Genomic DNA, 19,834 nt, shown 5'->3' with positions numbered 1-19,834 from the left:
CGCGAGAAATGATTTGCCGGATGGCGGCGCTGCCTTATCCGGCCTACGATACTCTGAACCTGTAGGCCGGATAAAATGCATGAGCCTCGCCATCCGGCCATTGCCCTTTTACATCAGGGGCTTTTGTCCCCGCTGCCACCAGCGCATCAGTAAGCGGTCTGCACTTTCTGCCGCGCTGCCAGTGAAACGGTCCATCAGTTTTTTGCGCTGCATATAGCGGACGTTCAGCACTTCACGACCATCCATCAACCCCAGAATCACTTCGTCACTGGTATTAATCTCATCCACCAGCCCGTTTGCCAGCGCCTGTTGCCCAAACCAGTGCTCCCCGGTGGCTACCTGCTCAATGTCCAGAGTCGGACGCATGCGCTGCACAAAATCTTTAAACAGGTGATGCGTTTCGTTCAGGTCTTCGCGGAATTTCTGCCGCCCTTCTTCCGTGTTCTCGCCAAGCAGTGTCAGCGTACGTTTGTACTGTCCAGCCGTGTGCAGCTCGATATCAATATCCTTACCTTTCAGGAAACGGTTGAAGTTCGGGATCTGCGCCACCACGCCAATCGAGCCCACAATGGCAAACGGCGCTGAGACAATTTTATCCGCTACACAGGCCATCATATATCCGCCGCTCGCTGCGACTTTATCCACCGTTACCGTCAAGGGGATCGCCTTATCGCGCAGGCGCTGCAACTGCGAAGCCGCCAGTCCATAACCATGTACCACACCGCCGGGGCTTTCCAGACGCACAACCACCTGATCCTGCGGTTTCACCACCGCCAGAACCGCCGTGACCTCTTCCCGTAATGCACTGACCTCATGGGCATCCATACTACCCTTAAAATCGAGCACCCAGACGCGAGGTTTACCTGATGACGAACTGTCCCCCAGTTTTGCTTTGGCTTTGGCGGTTTTGGCCTCCAGCTTGTGCTTCTTTTTCTGCGCTTTATGCCATAACTTCTGCTGATGACTATCCAGCAAGGCCATCGACAGATCTTCCTTCATCTCTTTATATTGATCGCTAAGATTAATAACGCGTAGCTCACCACGCTGACGCTTACGTTGTGTCGCGTTTACAATCAGCATGACAATCACCGCAATAGCCACCACAACAGTGACAATTTTTGCCAAAAACAGCCCATATTCAGACAACAATTCCACGAGACCCACCTTGGTTAAACAACGCTACTTTCGCTCAGTGTACAACAGGCGTGTAAACCCGTCTTGCTTCATCCATCCGATGCTGAATCAGCAAAAAGCATGACAAAGTGTTCATTTTGCGGTGTTATTGCCTTTGGCTGATTGAAAAACACCAGTGTTTAAGGCATAAAGCCGAAAAGTTATCGCGAACGAGATGGCCAAAGCGTCGCCGAGGAGTAGCCGTGCATTACCAACCTAAACAAGACCTGTTACAGGAACGCATTATTCTGGTCACCGGTGCCAGTGATGGTATCGGGCGTGAAGCCGCGCTTACCTACGCACGCTACGGTGCGACCGTTATCCTGCTTGGACGTAATGAAGAAAAATTGCGTCAGGTTGCCCAGACCGTCGCCGATGAAAACGGAGCACAACCACAATGGTTTACACTGGATCTGCTGACCTGTACCTCTGAAGAGTGCCACCAGTTGGCGCAACGCCTCGCTGCACATTATCCGCGTCTGGATGGGGTGTTGCATAACGCCGGGCTGCTCGGCGATATCTGCCCGATGAGCGAACAAAATCCGCAGGTATGGCAGGATGTCATGCAGGTCAATGTCAACGCGACGTTTATGTTGACTCAGGCATTGCTGCCGCTGTTACTCAAATCAGATTCAGGATCGCTGGTCTTTACTTCTTCAAGCGTTGGTCGCCAGGGACGGGCTAACTGGGGAGCGTATGCCACCTCGAAATTTGCTACCGAAGGGATGATGCAGGTCCTGGCAGACGAATACCAGAATCGCCATCTGCGCGTAAATTGCATTAATCCAGGCGGCACGCGTACCGGCATGCGTGCCAGCGCATTCCCGACGGAAGATCCGCAAAAACTCAAAACCCCCGCCGACATTATGCCGCTGTACCTGTGGCTGATGGGCGATGACAGCCGCCGTAAAACCGGTATGACTTTTGATGCCCAGCCGGGCCGTAAACCAGGAATTGCCCAATGAGTGAAGAACGCTATCAGCAGCGCCAACAGCGCGTAAAAGACCGGGTTGACGCACGTGTTGCGGCCGCCAGGGACGAGCGTGGAATTGTCATCGTTTTTACCGGTAATGGTAAAGGTAAAACTACCGCTGCGTTCGGTACAGCGACTCGCGCAGTGGGCCACGGTAAAAAAGTCGGTGTAGTGCAGTTCATTAAAGGTACATGGCCAAACGGCGAAAGAAACCTGCTCGAACCTCATGGTGTAGAGTTTCAGGTGATGGCGACCGGGTTTACCTGGGAAACACAGAATCGTGAAGCTGACACCGCAGCCTGTCTGGCCGTATGGGAACACGGTAAGCGAATGCTGGCCGATCCTGAGCTGGACATGGTTGTGCTGGATGAACTGACGTATATGGTGGCCTACGACTACCTCCCGCTTGAAGAGGTGCTCAACGCCTTAAACGCGCGCCCAGCCCAGCAGACGGTCATTATTACGGGTCGAGGATGTCATCGCGATATTCTGGAGTTAGCCGACACGGTCAGCGAGTTGCGTCCGGTCAAGCATGCTTTTGAAGCGGGCATTAAAGCCCAAATGGGGATTGATTACTAACAGCAGGCCGGATAAGGCGCTTGCGCCGCATCCGGCTCCACTAACGCCTGATAACGCTTTGCTTATCAGGCCTGTTTATGATTAACCGTTATTGCTGCGTCCACCCGGGCGACGGCTGCTGCCGACCTGAGAGTGACGTTTCACCGCACGGCGGATCTGATTCGCTTTCATGCGACGACGGTCTTTCTCAACAGCGACTTTAGACGTGGTTTCCGGTTTCAACTCCACCAGCTCGCGCAGATAGTTGGTCTGGGCAAGATCAAGCTCCGTCCAGCCACCACGCGGCAGGCCCTTCGGCAATGGAATATCGCCATAACGTACACGGATAAGACGACTTACCTGCACGCCGACCGCTTCCCACAGACGACGAACCTCGCGGTTGCGGCCTTCAGTCAGCGTGACGTTATACCACTGGTTAATCCCTTCACCACCGCTGAACTTGATGGTTTTAAACGCAGCCGGACCATCTTCCAGCTGTACGCCACGGCTCAGATCACGCAGTTTAGCATCGTCAACCTGACCGAACACACGCACCGCGTACTCGCGTTCAACTTCACGGCTCGGGTGCATCAGACGGTTCGCCAGTTCACCATCGGTGGTAAACAGCAGCAGACCACAGGTATTGACGTCCAGACGACCTACGGCAATCCAGCGCGCGTCACGCAGCTTTGGCAAGCGGTCAAAAACGGTTGGACGACCTTCCGGGTCGTTACGGGTACACAGTTCACCTTCCGGCTTGTAATAAGCCAGAACGCGGCAGATTTGTTCTGCAGATTCTTTCACCGAAATCAGATGGCCGTCGATACGGATTTTCAGACCCGGCGTCACTTCAACGCGATCGCCAAGCGTGGCAATTTTGCCATCAACGCTCACACGACCCGCGGCAATAATGGATTCAATTTCACGGCGAGAACCGTGGCCGGCACGCGCCAGCACTTTTTGTAACTTTTCGCTCATAGAGCTTCCTTTAGGTGTCGCCTTCACAGGCGTCGAACAGGAGAATCAACGGCGCCAGTCAGCGCCATTTTAAGGCCGCGTAGTATAGCGGTTCGCGCCCTTATAAGAAAGGTTTAACGTCACCAACACCTTCGCGCAATACCACCGGGGAATCATCGGTTAAATCGATAACCGTCGTCGGTTGTTGACCAAGGTAACCACCGTGAATGATCAGATCGACCAGCTTCTCCAGACGATCTTTGATCTCTTCAGGATCGGACTCGGTAAACTCGCTGCCCGGAAGCATCAGTGAAGTAGAAAGCATTGGCTCACCCAGGGCTTCGAGCAGCGCCAGCGCAATGGGGTTCGACGGAACACGCAGGCCAATAGTCTTACGCTTTTCCTGCAGCAGTCGGCGTGGAACTTCTTTCGTCCCTTTCAGGATAAAAGTATAGTTGCCCGGCGTATTGTTTTTAATTAAACGAAAGGCCACGTTGTCGACAAATGAATAGGTAGACAGCTCTGACAAATCGCGGCACATCAGCGTAAAGTTGTGGCCGTCCGGCAGATGACGGATACGACAAATACGCTCCATCGCGCCTTTATCTTCAATTTTGCAACCCAACGCATAGCCGGAATCGGTTGGATAGACAATCACCCCACCTTTACGCACAATTTCCACGGCCTGATTGATCAACCGCTGCTGTGGGTTTTCGGGATGAATATAAAAAAACTGGCTCATACTTTCCTCTCTGTGATCTCGGGCTGTTCCCAAAGCTGCCACACGCCTTCGACGCCGGCAGGCAACCAAAGTTTGCGCCCCAGTTCAATCCACGGGCACGGCTGATGAAAATCAGACCCTTGCGATGCCCACAACTGATGCTGGCGCGCAAGCGTCGCCAGATGGGTGCGTTCATTGGGAGACTGCTGGCACTGCGCCACTTCCATCGCGTCACCGTGATGGTCAGCAAAATGTGCAACCAGTCTTTTCAGCCACTTAGCGCTAAGATCGTACCGCCCAGGATGAGCCAGAACTGCCTTACCGCCAGAATGATGAATGACATCAATAGCTTGTTCTATTGTACACCACTGTGGCGGAACGTAACCGGTTTTCCCACGGGCAAGATATTTTTTAAAGACATCCGCCATGGTTGTGGCTTTTCCGCATTCCACCAGAAAACGCGCAAAATGGCCCCGCGTGACGGCCCCGCCGTCAGCCAAACGCAAAGCCCCTTCCCACGCCCCCGGAATATGCGCTTTGTCCAGCCGTTCTGCAATCAGGCGCGCGCGCTGCTGGCGGCGTTCCGTTTGCTGTGCCAAAAACGCACGCATCATAGGATGTGCGGTATCAATATTCAGACCCACAATATGGATCTCATGGTTTTCCCAGACCGTTGATATTTCGACGCCAGGGATCAAATTTAACGCTAAACCCGAACGTGAAATTTCTTCTCTTGCCGCCGCAATACCTGCCGTGGTGTCATGATCGGTGATCGCCAGTGTACCGACTCGCATCTCTACCGCACGATGTACTAAGGCCTCTGGCGTCAATCGCCCATCGGAGGCTGTCGTATGGCTGTGCAGGTCATAAATCACTGCGTAATTCGTGTCGCTCAAGGCGTCTCCCGTTTCAATAAATGTCGTATCACGATCATCATAGCGGTTTCGACAAATTAACTGAAATCAGGTGTTGACTTTACTCCACCGAACTAGTTAACTAGTACGCAAGTTCACATGAAGAAGGTATCTGAGATGAAAGCACGTTTTGTTCTGCACGGTTGGTGGCGCACTTCCTGATTTCGGGCAGTGTCTTACGTCTGCACTATGCAACCAGATACCCGGCCCGCCACATGAGCGGGCTTTTTTTTGAACAAAATTAATGAGAAGAACGATGCAAACACAAAAACCAACACTTGAACTGCTCGCCTGCGATGCCGCCTACCGTGAGAACCCAACGGCGCTGTTTCATCAGGTGTGTGGCGCACGACCGGCAACGTTGTTGCTGGAATCCGCCGATATCGACAGCAAGGACGATCTCAAGAGCCTGCTGCTGGTAGACAGCGCGTTGCGTATTACCGCCCTGGGTGACACTGTCACCATTCAGGCATTATCGGCGAATGGCGCGTCGCTGCTTCCTCTGCTGGACGCCGCCCTGCCCGCAGGCGTTGACAACGATAAACAGCCGAACGTTCGTCAGTTGACCTTCCCCAGCGTAAGCCCGCTGCTGGATGAAGACGCCCGTTTATGCTCACTTTCTGTATTTGACGCGTTCCGTTTGTTGCAGGAGCTGGTCCATGTTCCGGCGCAAGAACGTGAAGCCATGTTCTTCGGCGGTCTGTTTTCCTACGACCTGGTTGCCGGATTTGAAGATTTGCCCCAGCTTGAGGCGGGTAACCGTTGCCCGGACTACTGCTTCTATCTGGCTGAAACACTGATGGTTATCGACCACCAGAAAAAAAGCACCCGCATTCAGGCCAGCATTTTTACGCCAAATGACGAGGAAAAACAGCGACTGAACGCCCGCCTGGCACAGTTGAGCCAACAGCTCACCGAACCCGCACCGCCGCTGCCCGTCACTGAAATCCCGCAGATGCAATGCGAATGCAATCAGAGCGACGAAGAGTTCGGCGCCGTGGTACGCGGCCTGCAAAAAGCGATTCGCGCAGGTGAAATTTTCCAGGTGGTTCCATCTCGTCGTTTCTCGCTGCCCTGCCCGTCGCCGCTGGCAGCCTATTATGTGCTGAAGAAAAGTAACCCCAGCCCGTACATGTTTTTCATGCAGGATAACGATTTCACCCTGTTCGGCGCGTCGCCAGAGAGCTCGTTGAAATACGACGCCACCAGCCGTCAGATTGAAATTTACCCGATTGCCGGGACCCGCCCGCGTGGTCGCCGTGCGGATGGTTCGCTGGACCGCGATCTCGACAGTCGTATCGAGCTGGAAATGCGTACCGACCATAAAGAACTTTCCGAACACTTGATGCTGGTAGACCTGGCTCGTAACGATCTCGCACGTATCTGCACCCCAGGTAGCCGCTATGTTGCCGACCTGACCAAAGTCGACCGTTACTCTTTCGTGATGCACCTGGTGTCCCGTGTGGTGGGCGAACTGCGTAGCGATCTGGATGTGCTGCATGCTTACCGCGCCTGTATGAACATGGGCACGCTGAGCGGCGCGCCCAAAGTTCGCGCAATGCAATTAATCGCCGAGGCAGAAGGTCGCCGCCGGGGCAGCTATGGCGGCGCAGTCGGCTACTTTACCGCCCATGGCGACCTGGATACCTGCATTGTGATCCGTTCAGCCCTGGTGGAAGACGGCATCGCCACCGTGCAGGCCGGTGCCGGGATTGTTCTGGATTCTGTTCCGCAGTCTGAAGCCGATGAAACCCGTAATAAAGCGCGTGCCGTTTTGCGTGCTATTGCCACCGCGCACCACGCACAGGAGACTTTCTAATGGCTGACATTCTGCTGTTCGATAACATCGACTCATTTACCTACAACCTGGCAGATCAGCTGCGCACTAACGGTCACAACGTGGTGATTTACCGTAACCATATTCCGGCTCAGACGTTAATTGACCGTTTAGCGACGATGAAAAACCCTGTGCTGATGCTTTCTCCGGGGCCTGGCGCACCCAGTGAAGCGGGCTGCATGCCCGAGCTGTTAACCCGCCTGCGCGGCAAACTGCCCATTATCGGTATTTGTCTGGGGCATCAGGCGATTGTTGAAGCCTATGGTGGATATGTCGGTCAGGCTGGGGAAATCCTACACGGCAAAGCCTCCAGCATTGAACACGATGGCCAGGCGATGTTCGCCGGTCTGGCAAACCCGCTGCCAGTGGCGCGCTATCACTCGCTGGTTGGCAGCAACGTACCGGCCGGGTTGACCATAAACGCGCATTTTAACGGTATGGTCATGGCAGTTCGTCACGATACCGATCGCGTATGCGGCTTCCAGTTCCATCCGGAATCGATTCTGACCACTCAGGGTGCGCGCCTGCTGGAGCAAACGCTGGCCTGGGCGCAACAGAAGCTCGAACAAACCAATACGCTGCAACCGATCCTGGAAAAACTGTACCAGGCTCAGACGCTGTCCCAGCAGGAAAGCCACCAGCTGTTCTCTGCTGTCGTTCGCGGTGAACTGAAGCCGGAACAGTTGGCTGCAGCGCTGGTCAGTATGAAAATTCGTGGCGAACACCCGAATGAAATCGCCGGTGCGGCAACCGCGCTGCTGGAAAATGCCGCCCCATTCCCGCGCCCGGATTATCTGTTTGCCGACATTGTCGGAACCGGTGGTGACGGCAGTAACAGTATCAATATTTCCACCGCCAGCGCGTTTGTCGCGGCGGCCTGTGGATTAAAAGTGGCCAAACACGGCAACCGCAGCGTCTCCAGTAAATCGGGCTCTTCGGATCTGCTGGCAGCATTTGGTATCAATCTGGATATGAACGCTGATAAATCCCGTCAGGCGCTCGATGACCTGGGCGTGTGTTTCCTGTTTGCACCGAAATACCACACGGGTTTTCGCCATGCGATGCCGGTACGCCAGCAGTTGAAAACCCGTACGTTGTTTAATGTGCTTGGGCCATTGATTAATCCGGCGCATCCGCCGCTGGCGCTGATCGGCGTTTACAGCCCGGAACTGGTGTTGCCGATTGCCGAAACGCTGCGCGTGCTGGGGTATCAACGGGCAGCCGTGGTGCACAGCGGCGGAATGGATGAAGTATCACTGCATGCGCCGACCATAGTGGCAGAACTGCATGATGGTGAAATCAAGAGCTACCAGCTAACGGCGGAAGACTTTGGCCTGACGCCATATCATCAGGAACAGTTGGCTGGCGGCACGCCGGAAGAAAACCGTGACATTCTGAGTCGCTTGTTACAAGGTAAAGGTGAGGCCGCTCATGAGGCTGCTGTTGCCGCGAATGTCGCCATGTTAATGCGCCTGCACGGTAAAGAAGACTTAAAAGCCAACGTACAAACCGTGATTAATGTGCTGCGCAGCGGTGCGGCTTACGACCGTGTCACTGCACTGGCCGCAAGAGGGTAAATGATGCAAACCGTTTTAGCGAAAATTGTCGCTGACAAGGCGATTTGGGTAGAAGCCCGCAAACAGCAACAACCGCTGGCCAGCTTTCAAAATGATGTTCAACCCAGCACGCGTGATTTCTACGATGCACTGCAAGGGACACGAACCGCTTTTATTCTGGAGTGTAAAAAAGCCTCTCCGTCAAAAGGCGTGATCCGTGATGACTTCGACCCGGCACAGATTGCGGGAGTGTACAAACATTACGCGTCAGCAATTTCCGTGCTGACGGACGAGAAATATTTTCAGGGTAGCTTTGATTTCCTGCCCATCGTCAGTCGCATCGCACCACAGCCGATTCTGTGTAAAGACTTTATTATCGATCCTTACCAGATTTACCTGGCACGTTTCTACCAGGCGGACGCCTGCCTGCTGATGTTGTCGGTTTTGGATGATGAACAGTATCGTCAGCTCGCTGCCGTCGCCCATAGTTTGAAAATGGGCGTACTGACTGAGGTCAGCAATGAAGAAGAGCTGGAGCGCGCCATTGCGCTGGGTGCGAAAGTCGTCGGTATTAACAACCGTGATTTGCGTGACCTGTCGATTGACCTCAATCGTACCCGCCGGCTTGCACCACATCTGGCCCATGGCGTCACCGTCATCAGTGAATCCGGGATCAACACCTATGGTCAGGTTCGCGAACTCAGCCATTTCGCCAACGGATTTCTGATAGGCTCTGCGCTGATGTCCCATGATGACCTGCATACCGCCGTGCGTCGTGTTTTGCTTGGCGAAAATAAAGTCTGCGGACTGACCCGTGCACAGGATGCAAAAGCAGCGTACGAATCCGGGGCCATTTATGGCGGCGTAATTTTTGTCCCGACCTCCCCGCGCGCTGTCAACGTTGAGAAGGCGCGAGACGTTATGACAGGTGCACCGTTACAGTATGTCGGCGTGTTCCGTAACACCGACATCGCCGACGTCCACGAAAAAGTCACCGCACTGTCGCTGACCGCCGTACAACTACACGGCAGCGAAGATCAGGCCTATGTCGATGCTCTGCGCAAGGTGCTGCCCGCGAAGGTGCAAATCTGGAAGGCACTGAGCGTTGGCGAATCACTGCCCGCTCGTCGCTATCAACATATTGATAAATACGTTTTTGATAACGGCCAGGGCGGCAGCGGTAAGCGCTTTGACTGGTCGCTGCTAAGCGGACAATCGCTGGATAACGTTTTACTGGCCGGCGGACTCGGTGCAGATAACTGCGTCGACGCGGCTAAAACCGGCTGCGCCGGGCTCGATTTCAATTCTGGCGTAGAGTCACAGCCGGGCATCAAAGATGCACGTCTGCTGGCTTCAGTCTTTCAGACGCTGCGCGCATATTAAGGAAAAGGACATGACAACATTACTCAATCCGTATTTTGGTGAATTTGGCGGTATGTATGTGCCACAGATTCTGATGCCTGCGCTGCGCCAACTGGAAGAAGCGTTCGTCAGTGCGCAAAAAGACCCTGAGTTTCAGGCCCAGTTTACTGACCTGCTGAAAAACTATGCCGGGCGCCCTACCGCGTTGACCAAATGTCAGAACATCACTAACGGCACCCGGACGACGCTGTATCTCAAGCGTGAGGATCTGCTGCACGGCGGCGCGCACAAAACGAACCAGGTTCTGGGACAAGCGTTACTGGCGAAGCGCATGGGGAAAACAGAAATCATCGCAGAAACCGGTGCGGGTCAGCACGGGGTGGCGTCTGCCCTTGCCAGCGCCCTGCTGGGTTTAAAGTGCCGTATTTATATGGGTGCGAAAGACGTCGAGCGTCAGTCTCCGAACGTTTTCCGTATGCGTCTGATGGGTGCTGAAGTTATTCCGGTACACAGCGGATCTGCCACGTTGAAAGATGCCTGTAACGAGGCGTTGCGCGACTGGTCTGGCAGTTACGATACCGCGCACTATATGCTGGGTACGGCGGCAGGCCCGCATCCTTTCCCGACTATCGTACGCGAGTTCCAGCGCATGATTGGTGAAGAGACAAAAGCACAGATTCTGGAAAAAGAAGGCCGTCTGCCGGATGCCGTGATCGCCTGTGTCGGCGGTGGCTCGAACGCCATCGGCATGTTCGCCGATTTTATTAATGAAACCAGCGTTAGTCTGATTGGCGTTGAGCCAGGTGGTCACGGGATCGAATCCGGTGAGCACGGCGCACCGCTGAAGCATGGTCGTGTTGGGATTTACTTCGGCATGAAGTCGCCAATGATGCAGACCTCTGAAGGGCAAATCGAAGAGTCCTACTCCATTTCTGCGGGACTGGACTTCCCGTCAGTCGGGCCACAGCACGCTTATCTGAACAGTATCGGACGCGCTGACTATGTTTCGATTACTGATGATGAAGCGCTGGAAGCCTTCAAAACACTGTGTCTGCATGAGGGGATTATCCCGGCGCTGGAGTCTTCCCATGCCCTGGCACATGCGTTGAAAATGATGCGTGAAAACCCGGAGAAAGAACAATTACTGGTGGTCAACCTCTCTGGTCGCGGCGACAAAGACATTTTCACCGTACACGATATTCTGAAAGCGCGAGGGGAAATCTGATGGAACGTTATGAAAACCTGTTTGCACAGCTGAAGGACCGTAAAGAAGGCGCTTTTGTCCCCTTCGTAACCCTGGGCGATCCTTCTGTTGAACAGTCACTGAAAATCATTGATACGCTGATCGACGCGGGTGCCGATGCGCTTGAGCTGGGTATTCCGTTCTCCGATCCGCTGGCCGACGGCCCAACCATTCAGGAAGCGACTTTACGTGCGTTCGCGGCAGGCGTCACACCGTCACAATGCTTTGAAATGTTGGCGCTGATTCGGCAAAAACACCCAACCATTCCAATTGGTTTACTGATGTATGCCAACCTGGTGTTCAGCAAGGGTATTGACGAATTTTACGCACAGTGCGAAAAGGTCGGCGTAGACTCGGTATTAGTCGCCGATGTGCCGGTTGAAGAATCTGCGCCATTCAGAACGGCGGCATTACGTCATAATGTCGCGCCAATTTTCATTTGCCCGCCTAACGCTGACGAAGAACTGCTGCGCCAGATTGCCGCTCATGGCCGCGGTTATACCTATTTATTGTCACGCGCAGGCGTTACGGGTGCTGAAAATCGTGCAGCGTTACCGTTGCATCATCTGGTCGAAAAGCTGAAAGAATTCAATGCCCCGCCTTCTTTACAGGGCTTTGGTATCTCTGCACCGGACCAGGTGACAGGCGCCATTGAAGCCGGTGCTGCGGGGGCTATTTCCGGATCGGCGATTGTCAAAATCATTGAGAAGAATGTTGCAGCACCAGAGCAAATGCTGGCTGAACTGAAAGCCTTTGTCAGTGCAATGAAAGCCGTCACCCATCAGTAAGCTGAAATAACCGCCAGAGACTTCTGGCGGTTTTACCCGTCTTTCGCCTGCTTCATTTTATACATAGCGTTATCCGCATTCTGGATTGCCACATCCAGTTCGTCCTTCACCTCTGCAACTCCCCATGACACCGACAGCGGTACGGTGTGGCCATCCACCACAAAGACGTGATTGTTGACCTGACCACTGATACGCTGCGCAATCGCGATAGCATCACTTGTCTGGGAGCGAAACAGCAGAATCATAAATTCATCCCCACCGGTACGAATCACGAGATCGTGGCTGGTACGAGTGTTTGACAACATTCTGTTGGCAATAGTTTGTAGCGCACGATCGCCTGCGGCATGTCCCCAGGTGTCGTTGACTGCCTTAAACTTATTGCAATCCAGCAGCACCACAGAACAATGTGATAAGTCCCGACGCTTAATAATGTCGAGAATTCGCCGATTAAAACAGCCCGTCAGCGAATCAATATAGACCTTAAGGTCGCTTTGATTCAGCCAAGACTTCAGCGAGATACTGATTATAATAAAGAAGAATGGTGCCAGCAGTATCACAATTCCGGCGTGCGTATCGCGCACCATAAACCGGCCTAATGCTATCGAATAGTACAGCGCATATTTTTCTGACAACTTCCGCACCATAATGCGCGTTTTACCCGTACATTTGCCAGCTAAACAGAGGCGCTCATTATTGGATAAATTCACCAGAGCCACATTCAGGCCCGGTGGCATTTGATAGTCAAAAGCATTTGCCAGCGCCTCCTGCAACTCCGGCTTTGAATGGTCATAGACCAGATAGGCGACGATTTGATCCGATATCTCTTTCCCGGAAAGGTCATAGATATAGCTCACCACGCTGTAGGCTTTTTCACCGGTAATTTTGTCGGTATAAAAATTCGTTGAGCTGAGCGCTTTATTCTTAATGTTTTTTTGCAGCAGACGGGTATAAAAATCGACTGGCGGATAGAAAAATCCGGTAATGTCCTGTGCCATTTCAGAATCAGAGAACGTAAATTTGCGCGAATCAGAAGGCATAAACCAGTAAAAATAATCCGCATTCTTGGCAATGATGTAACGATGCGCATCAAAACTGCCAGGATTTAACTCATTAACCATGCCGCGAATAAACTCCGCTGCCGTATACATACATATAGCTTTAAGGTTGGCTTCTCGGGCGATAATCGTCCCTGTCGCTGAATGCACCCGCTTTGGGTCGGCATTAATTCCCCATTCACCGGCATTTCGCGGAACAAACTGCGCTGCATTATCACATTGATCGTCATTTTTAATGTGATGGTAGCGCTCACCAATTGCATCGGCGATGAGTTCATTATCGTTAAAGATATCCAGCATACGGGCCTGCAGGCGGTTAATCCCTTCGCTGGCCGTGGCCATACGCTGTTCGTAGATGATAAACAGAAACAATGAGGTAAATATCAGCGTAATCAGCCCCGATACCAGCAGTGCCTGCCTGTTCCTGAGCTTATCTTGCACAATCTTCACGAGTCCACCCTGATAGTTAACGGTGATGCCAAACCGGTTACCCGTTTATGTTGTTGCATAACAGCGCTGAGTATTAAAAATAATAGTGATCGTCCTGTGCCTCTGATAATGAATGAAAATAACGCCTCTCCCGTGTACCTAAGTTACAGATTTATACAACAAAAGAACATTTTTGTTAACAAAAATGCAAACTACTCATCTCCGGCAATCGGATAGCCGGCACGCCGAATCGCTTCCCGACAGTCACTCACGCCTGCGGCATACCCCGCTTCGATTTCACAAACCGGACTGGCGCTGCAATAAGGTAGTGTGATTTGTGTGGCGATGACCTTTTCCAGAGCTTCCACCCTGCTCATGTAATTCAATAATTCGCGCGCAGCATACACGGCAAACTCTGTCGTATCATCGTCTATGGATGCTTCCATAAGGGAAATTTTTTGTTGTAGCAGCTGACGGGTCAATATCATCGTCAATACCCTCAAAGCCAGTTTGCTTAAAGAGTAGCATTACATCAAAGGGGAGAAAGTCGGGAAGGGAAAAAGAGCGGGGAAAAAGCTGGCCGCGAAACGACCAGCCTTTCAGACTGGAATCACTGACTTAAAAACGATAACCCGCAGAGAACATAAACACCCACGGATCAAGGCGTACGCTGTCGCGCTGCTGGACGCCACCCATTTTATAGCTCGCGGTGGTGTCGATATCCATGTACCAGACTGACATGTTAATCAGCCAGTCGCGGTTGATCAGGTAGTCCATACCGACTTGTCCTGCCGCACCCCAGGAGTCTTTAAGGCTCAGATCGGATAAACCCGCTTCTTTCCCGTTGTTGTTAAAACCTTCATCGAAGAAAGTCGTGTAGTTCACACCTACGCCAACGTAAGGACGCAGTTTGCTGCTGGAGTCGCCAAAATACCACTGCGCCATTAACGTCGGCGGTAAATGATGAACGGTGGCAATATCACCGGTTGCCCCGGTGCCGATCTTATGGCGGAACGGCGTGGCTGCCAGTAATTCAACGCCAATATTGTCGGTTGCCATATACGTGAATGTCAGACCCAGCTGCGTATTGTTGCTGACATCAAAGCCACCCAGGCTGCCCAGCGTACCACCCGCACCTTCCGTCGGTCTGACGGTAGCCGAACCTGCACGAATAAAGAACTCTCCGGCCTCATGCGCAAATGCGTTCCCAGAGAGAAGAGTTGTTAAAGCCAATGCTGCAACTGTTAATTTTTTCATGTCCGCTCCATCGTTATGGTTATAAAAGCGGAACGAATATACCCACAATGGAGTAATAAGTGATCTAACTTAGATCACATTGAGTTTGATAATTTAACATTTATTGATCCAGATTAAGTTAGAACTTGCATTCAAAATCCTGGTTAAATTAATTCAGATCAATTTTGATATATTTTCACTATGCAAGTACCTTTGACGCCGACACGAAGCGTTGGTTATTTGAACGTGATGTACAGAGAACAAACAACGATGTTGCAAGATGCTGAAGTCCTGGCCAAAAATTACCGGAGCTTTACAAAGATATGCCTTTCCATACATCGTACGATGCTGCCACTGTAGAGTTATCCAGGGTACAATTGCGCGCAAATGAACACCTGCAAAACTCAAGGAGAGTGCATGTCTATCACGGCGAAATCCGTTTACCGTGACACGGGAAACTTTTTCCGTAATCAATTCATTACCATCTTGCTGGTATCGCTATTGTGCGCGTTTATCACAGTGGTGCTAGGGCATGCCTTTTCTCCCAGCGACGCGCAAATCGCGCAACTGAGCGAAGGGGATCAGCTAACCAGCAGTGTGGGCTTGTTCGATCTGGTACAGAATATGACGCCGGAGCAGCAGCAAATTTTGCTACGCGCTTCTGCCGCATCGACGTTTTCAGGGCTGATTGGTAATGCCATCCTTGCAGGAGGCATCATCCTGATGATTCAACTGATTTCGGCGGGTCATCGGGTTAGCGCATTACGCGCCATTGGCGCCAGCGCGCCGGTATTACCTAAATTGTTTATTCTGATTTTTCTGACTACCCTGCTGGTACAGGTCGGTATTATGCTGGTTGTCGTGCCTGGTATTCTGCTGGCTATCTTGCTGGCCCTCGCGCCGGTGATGGTCGTGCAGGATAAAATGGGCGTCTTTGCCGCTATGCGCAACAGTATGCGTCTGGCGTGGTCTAATATGCGACTGGTAGCGCCAGCAGTGATTGGTTGGCTACTGGCAAAAACGCTGCTGTTGCTTTTTGCGCCAAGTTTTGCAGTACTAACGCCAAACGTAGGCGCGGTATTGGCGAATACGCTGAGCAATATGATCTCTGCTGTGCTGCTGATCTATTTGTTCCGCCTGTATATGCTGATTCGTCAATAAACCCTGAACGCATGCCGGGTGTGTTACCCAATGCTTTTTGATTACGGACTCGAAGAATGAAGCAGTTTCTTGATTTTTTACCGCTGGTTGTCTTTTTTGCTTTTTATAAGCTCTATGACATCTACGCGGCAACCTCGGCGCTTATTGTCGCAACGGCTGTGGTACTGATTTACAGTTGGGTTCGCTATCGCAAGGTCGAGAAGATGGCGTTAATCACCTTTGTTCTGGTTGCCGTCTTCGGTGGCCTGACGATTTTCTTCCACAACGATGAATTCATTAAGTGGAAGGTTACGGTGATTTACGGACTGTTTGCCGGTGCACTGCTGGTTAGCCAGTGGGTGATGAAAAAGCCGTTGATTCAGCGCATGTTAGGAAAAGAGCTGACGCTGCCGCAGCCGGTATGGTCGAAGCTGAATCTGGCCTGGGCCGTCTTCTTCATCCTGTGTGGACTGGCCAATATCTACATTGCGTTTTGGCTGCCGCAGAACATTTGGGTCAACTTCAAAGTGTTCGGATTAACCGCCCTGACCTTATTCTTCACGTTGCTGAGCGGAATCTATATCTACCGCCATCTGCCGCAGGAAGATAAATCGTAATACGTGTTCGCCAGATCTACGGATCTGGCGAATTTTTATCCGCCTGCGTTCCTCGTGGCAGACAAGCTGGCTTACATCCCCTCCGCGCACTGCATCCCCTCTGTTCTCCGCCCGTAAATTCTAGTAGCATCCCGCCTGTAATCTTTCTCTACAGTCGGTTCTACAATGACAACAACGAATAACACCCCCCAGGGTGAACTGGTTTTACGCACTCTGGCCATGCCTGCCGATACCAATGCTAACGGTGATATTTTTGGCGGCTGGCTGATGTCACAGATGGATATTGGTGGCGCTATTCAGGCCAAAGAGATCGCACACGGTCGCGTGGTGACGGTGCGAGTTGAAGGCATGAGCTTTTTACGCCCGGTTGCCGTGGGTGATGTGGTCTGTTGCTACGCACGCTGCGTAAAACGCGGGACGACGTCAATCAGCATTAATATTGAAGTCTGGGTAAAGAAAGTCGCTTCGGAACCTATTGGCCAGCGTTACAAAGCCACTGAGGCCCTGTTTATCTACGTCGCTGTAGATAAAGACGGTAAACCCCGTCCGATACCAACACAGGTCTGATAAGCGCCTTGACACCGTTATCAAACCTGCTTGCCGGAGAAGGCCTGACGCCAACTCCGGCACGTCAGTTACTCAATCTGCGCCGTACCGTTCAGACGGAAAACGATATTCACTACCAGGCCAGATCCCGGTTTGCCCGCCTCATAACGCCATCTGCGCATCGCATTTTTCACTTCACGCTCAAACATATTGGCAGGCTGTGCGGAAAGCACTTCAACATTCTCCACACGGCCATCTGATGTCACATCAAACTTGACCTTCACCCGACCTTCAATGCGCAGAGCCTGCGCGCGCGCCGGATACTGTGGCTGATTACGACTTAAAGCACGTGGCCCAGACGGTGCGCTAACCGCAGGTTTACTGGTTGCCGGCGCGGTACTGGTCGTTGCCGGACGAGCCGGCGCCGTGTTCTCAAACGGCGATGCCGGACGCGACTCAACCGGTTTCACGTCTCGTTTGGGCTGCTCTTCAACCTTTTTCACCGGTTTCGGCTTCGGTTTTGGCTTAGGTTTCGGTTTCTCAATCACCACCGGCGCCTCTTTTGGCGGTTCCGGTATAGGTTCAGGTTCCGGTTCAGGCTCAACGACAGGCTCCGGCGGTGGTTGAACTGCCTGAGGTGGCTCAAGATCGGCAGGTGCGACCATCGTGATAGAGATCGGCTGCGCGGGTGCAGGCAGTTCAATAACCTGATGTACCGAGGTATACAGCAGACCCGCCACTACAGCGCCGTGAATGCCGACGGAAAGTAACGTCGGCCAGGGAAAGCGACGAGGTAAATCAAGGGTCATTGCAGTCATAATCGTTTCAGTTATAAAACCAGGCCTCGATTTTAAATGCAAATAGCAATCATATTCAATAAGCCCATGACAGTAAGCCGCATTTAAAACGCAATTTCATGTAAAAAAACCATTATCTTAATATGGCCTTAACAAAGCTATTATCTTTACGTTGCAGTTACCAGGGCTTTCCAATAACGTAAACGCGACTTTATACCGATCAAGGAGCCCTACCCGTGCTGTACGTTATTTATGCTCAAGATATCGCAGACTCTCTCGAAAAACGTCTTTCCGTGCGCCCTGCTCACCTGGCCCGTCTGCAACTCCTCCATGATGAAGGTCGTCTACTGACGGCAGGCCCTATGCCCGCGGTCGACAGTAACGATCCGGGTGCGGCGGGATTTACCGGCTCGACGGTGATTGCGGAATTTGAATCTTTAGAGGCAGCGCAGGCGTGGGCAGATGCCGACCCGTATGTGGCTGCAGGCGTTTATGCGCAGGTTTCGGTCAAACCGTACAAAAAGGTTTTTTGAATTTAAAATATACCTTTCCCATTCAAAACATTAGAAATAAAAACGCATCCACTTATCAAATTGAGGGCGCATTTGCTTAAGCGTCCTCTCTTTTATCTACCGCCTATACTTTCAGTCTGACATTTGGCTGGAAAATTCTCTGTGTAGACGCTTTGCACAATCAATGACACAAGAGCACTATCTCGCCCTGCTCGCTGTGTAGATATCCCTGCAAAACGATCCATCTACTTTTAGAAAGACTCGAACACTGACCTTATCTGTACTGGCCACACAGCATCATAGGTATCGGGGGACTGAGGTTCAAATCCTCTCGCGCCAACCAAAAATCTCTCTAAACACCAGCCTGCTGCGGCTGGTATTTTATGTCTTTTTTCTGAACGAGAAACAATCAGGGATAAAATCCCGACACAAAGCATCGACTTCACCATACACTTCAGCTATTCACGCATGACGATGAGTTTTGTACTGACTACTGTGAGGGCCGAGACTCTTCAACTATCCTGATGCTGTGGTGCTCTCTGCTACCTGGTTGAACCGCCTGAAGTTGAAAGTTTTGGTGGCAATAACCTGCCTGTGCAATGTGTTATCATTACGTAAAACATCGTTTTCACTCTGAAACAGAGCAATTTCAGATCGGCTGTTTGCCAGTAAAACACATAGCGCCGCGACCATAATCACTGCGCAAAGCTAGCATATTGAATGCAATGTAGTTTGATATCAGGCAGTGTAATCATACCGTTACGACAAAAACGCTTAGTGCTGCGGTATTCGATGAAATATACATATCAGGTACCTGGTACACGTAATAAAGAGAACTTATATGCGTTTTTTAAAAAGCACAGCTTGGCCATTCATAGCAATAATTGTGGTCTGCCTATCCTGGGCGTTTGTCAATGGGGATAAAGTCCTGGAAAATGTAAGGTCATTGCAATCCTATCTCGGCGGTTCTACAGCAGTAGAGGGAAAGTGGGATAACTCAACTAAAAATGATGTCAATCCTCCTACGTGGCTTACAAAGCAAGCGGAATATTCCCAAGTTTGTATCACCATAAAAAACTCAGTCATTGATGGAGCAATTACCTCTGGGAAACTCTCCAACAAAATGCCTTTTGATTACGTATTCCTCTCAGGTGAGGAAAGAGGTCTGCGCGACACACTTGATGCTTTTGCGTTCGATAAGGTCTCCGGCAAAAAAATATACTTTGGCTCTTTTACTATCTACAAAAAAGGTGATTTTTTGATTGTTGAAGCTGATGAAACAGCACAAAAATTCTTCCCAAAACGATCTATGCTGCTTAAAAAATCAAACACCGCATTTCCTGTATTAGGAGCGCAAGACCAACCGCAAACAAAAGAAAGAATGTCGAACAGCCACTAAGTTGATTTAATAAAAAAATCA

General features: G+C 51.7%; 21 protein-coding genes, 1 pseudogene and 1 other annotated feature. Of the genes and pseudogenes, 14 read left to right on the top strand and 8 right to left on the bottom strand.

The window, feature by feature from the left end; translation table 11 throughout:
- Window positions 1–108: 108 nt before the first annotated feature.
- The gene (gene sohB / locus FDX19_RS04280) at window positions 109–1,155 is read right to left on the bottom strand and encodes a protease SohB (RefSeq protein WP_137381718.1); all 1,047 of its coding nucleotides are present in this window, start codon (window positions 1,153–1,155) and stop codon (window positions 109–111) included.
- A 221-nt stretch (window positions 1,156–1,376) separates the two neighbouring features.
- On the opposite strand from sohB, the gene FDX19_RS04275 reads away from it, so the two are divergent.
- Both FDX19_RS04275 and cobO read left to right on the top strand, forming a co-directional pair.
- Complete coding sequence (locus FDX19_RS04275) at window positions 1,377–2,138, top strand: YciK family oxidoreductase (protein ID WP_137381717.1); 762 nt, start codon at window positions 1,377–1,379, stop codon at window positions 2,136–2,138.
- Window positions 2,135–2,725, top strand: a complete 591-nt coding sequence (gene cobO / locus FDX19_RS04270; protein WP_137381716.1) for a cob(I)yrinic acid a,c-diamide adenosyltransferase — start codon at window positions 2,135–2,137, stop codon at window positions 2,723–2,725. The genes FDX19_RS04275 and cobO overlap by 4 nt, the downstream gene beginning before the upstream one ends.
- An 81-nt stretch (window positions 2,726–2,806) precedes the next feature.
- Here cobO and rluB read toward each other — a convergent pair whose 3' ends face one another.
- The 3 genes from rluB to rnm all read right to left on the bottom strand — a co-directional run bounded on the left by rluB (window position 2,807) and on the right by rnm (window position 5,278).
- Window positions 2,807–3,682, bottom strand: a complete 876-nt coding sequence (gene rluB, locus FDX19_RS04265) for a 23S rRNA pseudouridine(2605) synthase RluB (protein WP_003020625.1) — start codon at window positions 3,680–3,682, stop codon at window positions 2,807–2,809.
- A gap of 100 nt (window positions 3,683–3,782) precedes the next feature.
- Window positions 3,783–4,403 (bottom strand): L-threonylcarbamoyladenylate synthase, encoded by a 621-nt coding sequence (locus FDX19_RS04260; protein WP_003833336.1) that lies wholly within the window; start codon window positions 4,401–4,403, stop codon window positions 3,783–3,785.
- The gene (gene rnm, locus FDX19_RS04255) at window positions 4,400–5,278 is read right to left on the bottom strand and encodes an RNase AM (RefSeq protein WP_170974340.1); all 879 of its coding nucleotides are present in this window, start codon (window positions 5,276–5,278) and stop codon (window positions 4,400–4,402) included. Before rnm ends, FDX19_RS04260 begins: the two co-directional genes overlap by 4 nt.
- A 135-nt stretch (window positions 5,279–5,413) precedes the next feature.
- On the opposite strand from rnm, the gene trpL reads away from it, so the two are divergent.
- From trpL to trpA, 6 genes are all read left to right on the top strand, one after another.
- Window positions 5,414–5,458 carry a trp operon leader peptide gene (trpL, locus tag FDX19_RS04250; RefSeq protein ID WP_212734703.1) on the top strand — a complete coding sequence of 15 codons (45 nt, stop codon included), beginning with the start codon at window positions 5,414–5,416 and terminating at the stop codon, window positions 5,456–5,458.
- Window positions 5,435–5,529 (top strand) — a sequence feature (Trp leader region). (Overlaps the previous gene by 24 nt.)
- A gap of 23 nt (window positions 5,530–5,552) precedes the next feature.
- The gene (locus FDX19_RS04245; protein ID WP_137381714.1) at window positions 5,553–7,115 is read left to right on the top strand and encodes an anthranilate synthase component 1; all 1,563 of its coding nucleotides are present in this window, start codon (window positions 5,553–5,555) and stop codon (window positions 7,113–7,115) included.
- Window positions 7,115–8,710, top strand: coding sequence for a bifunctional anthranilate synthase glutamate amidotransferase component TrpG/anthranilate phosphoribosyltransferase TrpD (gene trpD, locus FDX19_RS04240; protein WP_137381713.1), 1,596 nt, complete (start codon window positions 7,115–7,117; stop codon window positions 8,708–8,710). The genes FDX19_RS04245 and trpD overlap by 1 nt, the downstream gene beginning before the upstream one ends.
- Window positions 8,711–8,713: 3 nt before the next feature.
- Window positions 8,714–10,072, top strand: a complete 1,359-nt coding sequence (trpCF, locus tag FDX19_RS04235) for a bifunctional indole-3-glycerol-phosphate synthase TrpC/phosphoribosylanthranilate isomerase TrpF (protein WP_137381872.1) — start codon at window positions 8,714–8,716, stop codon at window positions 10,070–10,072.
- Between the two features lie 10 nt (window positions 10,073–10,082).
- Window positions 10,083–11,276 carry a tryptophan synthase subunit beta gene (gene trpB / locus FDX19_RS04230; protein WP_137381712.1) on the top strand — a complete coding sequence of 398 codons (1,194 nt, stop codon included), beginning with the start codon at window positions 10,083–10,085 and terminating at the stop codon, window positions 11,274–11,276.
- Window positions 11,276–12,082: a tryptophan synthase subunit alpha gene (trpA, locus tag FDX19_RS04225; protein WP_137381711.1), complete on the top strand. Its 807-nt coding sequence runs from the start codon at window positions 11,276–11,278 to the stop codon at window positions 12,080–12,082. Before trpB ends, trpA begins: the two co-directional genes overlap by 1 nt.
- A gap of 32 nt (window positions 12,083–12,114) precedes the next feature.
- Here trpA and FDX19_RS04220 read toward each other — a convergent pair whose 3' ends face one another.
- The 3 genes from FDX19_RS04220 to ompW all read right to left on the bottom strand — a co-directional run bounded on the left by FDX19_RS04220 (window position 12,115) and on the right by ompW (window position 14,823).
- The gene (locus FDX19_RS04220; protein ID WP_137381710.1) at window positions 12,115–13,587 is read right to left on the bottom strand and encodes a GGDEF domain-containing protein; all 1,473 of its coding nucleotides are present in this window, start codon (window positions 13,585–13,587) and stop codon (window positions 12,115–12,117) included.
- 191 nt (window positions 13,588–13,778) lie between these two features.
- Entirely contained in the window at window positions 13,779–14,054 is a 276-nt protein-coding gene (locus tag FDX19_RS04215; protein ID WP_137381709.1) for a hypothetical protein, read from the bottom strand.
- A 130-nt stretch (window positions 14,055–14,184) separates the two neighbouring features.
- Window positions 14,185–14,823, bottom strand: coding sequence for an outer membrane protein OmpW (ompW, locus tag FDX19_RS04210; protein WP_040233206.1), 639 nt, complete (start codon window positions 14,821–14,823; stop codon window positions 14,185–14,187).
- A 281-nt stretch (window positions 14,824–15,104) separates the two neighbouring features.
- Between ompW and FDX19_RS25395 the strand changes: the two are divergent.
- The 4 genes and pseudogenes from FDX19_RS25395 to yciA form a co-directional block, all read left to right on the top strand.
- Window positions 15,105–15,191: pseudogene (locus FDX19_RS25395) on the top strand (YkgJ family cysteine cluster protein); the annotation flags it as partial.
- Window positions 15,192–15,219: 28 nt separating this feature from the next.
- The gene (locus FDX19_RS04205; RefSeq protein ID WP_040233207.1) at window positions 15,220–15,963 is read left to right on the top strand and encodes a YciC family protein; all 744 of its coding nucleotides are present in this window, start codon (window positions 15,220–15,222) and stop codon (window positions 15,961–15,963) included.
- Window positions 15,964–16,019: 56 nt separating this feature from the next.
- Window positions 16,020–16,559, top strand: coding sequence for a septation protein A (locus tag FDX19_RS04200; protein ID WP_005126421.1), 540 nt, complete (start codon window positions 16,020–16,022; stop codon window positions 16,557–16,559).
- 165 nt (window positions 16,560–16,724) lie between these two features.
- Window positions 16,725–17,126: an acyl-CoA thioester hydrolase YciA gene (gene yciA, locus FDX19_RS04195; RefSeq protein ID WP_048211486.1), complete on the top strand. Its 402-nt coding sequence runs from the start codon at window positions 16,725–16,727 to the stop codon at window positions 17,124–17,126.
- 68 nt (window positions 17,127–17,194) lie between these two features.
- Here the strand turns inward: yciA and tonB are convergent, their stop codons facing one another.
- The gene (gene tonB / locus FDX19_RS04190; RefSeq protein WP_212734701.1) at window positions 17,195–17,923 is read right to left on the bottom strand and encodes a TonB system transport protein TonB; all 729 of its coding nucleotides are present in this window, start codon (window positions 17,921–17,923) and stop codon (window positions 17,195–17,197) included.
- Window positions 17,924–18,138: 215 nt separating this feature from the next.
- On the opposite strand from tonB, the gene FDX19_RS04185 reads away from it, so the two are divergent.
- Window positions 18,139–18,435 carry a YciI family protein gene (locus FDX19_RS04185; RefSeq protein ID WP_048211485.1) on the top strand — a complete coding sequence of 99 codons (297 nt, stop codon included), beginning with the start codon at window positions 18,139–18,141 and terminating at the stop codon, window positions 18,433–18,435.
- Between the two features lie 820 nt (window positions 18,436–19,255).
- Window positions 19,256–19,813 carry a hypothetical protein gene (locus FDX19_RS04180; RefSeq protein ID WP_137381708.1) on the top strand — a complete coding sequence of 186 codons (558 nt, stop codon included), beginning with the start codon at window positions 19,256–19,258 and terminating at the stop codon, window positions 19,811–19,813.
- Window positions 19,814–19,834 lie beyond the last annotated feature (21 nt).

The organism is Citrobacter sp. wls619, assembly GCF_005281345.1.
In the GTDB taxonomy this organism is placed as follows: Bacteria; Pseudomonadota; Gammaproteobacteria; order Enterobacterales; family Enterobacteriaceae; genus Citrobacter.
The sequence above is the reverse complement of the archived record's forward strand: the minus strand, read 5'-3'. Positions and strand labels throughout refer to the sequence as shown.